This is a genomic window from Streptomyces sp. SID3343 (assembly GCF_009865215.1).
Classification (GTDB): Bacteria; Actinomycetota; Actinomycetes; order Streptomycetales; family Streptomycetaceae; genus Embleya.
This window is the reverse complement of the sequence record NZ_WWJX01001540.1, coordinates 1-1,237: the sequence shown is the minus strand read 5'-3', so window position 1 is coordinate 1,237 and position 1,237 is coordinate 1. Positions and strand designations below refer to the sequence as shown.

Below are 1,237 nucleotides of genomic sequence, written 5' to 3'. Positions count from 1 at the left end.
CCGGCTCGGTGGCCTGCCACGTGTAGGTCTTGCCTGTGCCGCGCGGCCCCCGGCGCCACCGGGCCTTCCGGCCGCGCGGATCGAAGGCGTCCGCGAGGCCGGGCCGCGGGGTGACGGCGGCGACACCCGTGGGGCCGCCGATGCCCATCTCCCGCGCCGGGCCACAACGGACCGCCTGGATGGCACCGACGACACCGGCCGCCTGCATCGCTTCAAAAGACATGAGCTTCTCCCCTGAGTCGCCTGCTCTGCCTGTCCTGCCGCACCAGAGTAAACTATCTGGATCCCTTCCTGAAAGTAATATCTGCGAGGATCGACCCCATGCCCCCTGCCTCCCCGAGTACCGCCCGAGCCCACAACGACCGGCTCGCCCTACGGCTACTGCAACAGCAGGGCCCCCTGACCGCAGGGCAACTCAAGGCGCTCACCGGGCTGTCCCGTGCGACCGTGGCCGACCTCGTCGAACGCCTGCAGAGTTCGGGCCTCGTTCACGATGTCGGCGAGTCCGCGACCGGCCGGCGCGGCCCCAACGCACGGATGTACGGCATCGTCGCCGACATGGCGCACCTGGCCGCGCTCGACGTTCGCGCCGAGACGGTCAGCGTCGTGATCACCGATCTCCTCGGCACCCGTCTGGGCGGCGCCGCCGCACCCGTCGACGCCGGCGGCGGCATACAGGCGGCCGTCGACCAGACCACCGCCCTCGTCGAACGCACCGCACGCGAAGCCGGCGCCACCCGCCTGTACAGCATCGGCATCGGCGCGCCGGGGCTCATCGACCCCACCACGGGCGAACTGAGCCAGGTACCGAGCCTTCCCACCTGGCACCGCAGCCTCGCCGGCGCCCTCCAGGACCGCCTGCACACCATCGTCCGGGTCGAGAACGAGACCAACCTCGCCGCCCTCGCCGAACGCCGCCTCGGCGTCGCCCGCGACTACGAGACGTTCGTGCTCATGTGGCTCGCCAACGGCATCGGCGCCGCCGTCGTCCTCGACGGAAAGCTGCGCCGCGGCGCTTCCGGCGGCGCCGGTGAACTCGGCTTCCTGCCGGTCCCCGGCACCGGCGGCCTGCCCTCGCGCGACGGCTGCGCCGGCGGCTTCCACTCGCTGGCCGGCGGCCCCGCGGTATGCGAACTCGCCGAACGGCACGGGCTCGGCCACCTCATCCCCACCACGCGCAACCCGCACGAGGCGGTCGAGCCGCTCGGCGCCACCGTCGTCCGCGCCGCCCGTGACG

Annotated in this window: 2 protein-coding genes; one reads left to right on the top strand and one right to left on the bottom strand. The window is 72.9% G+C overall.

What is annotated here, in order from left to right:
• Positions 1-223, bottom strand: a 223-nt coding sequence (locus GT354_RS49095) for a hypothetical protein (RefSeq protein WP_161364640.1), incomplete at its 3' end; no start/stop codon positions are given.
• Between the two features lie 98 nt (positions 224-321).
• On the opposite strand from GT354_RS49095, the gene GT354_RS49090 reads away from it, so the two are divergent.
• Positions 322-1,237 (top strand): ROK family transcriptional regulator (locus tag GT354_RS49090; protein ID WP_161364637.1); only part of this gene is annotated, 916 nt, incomplete at its 3' end.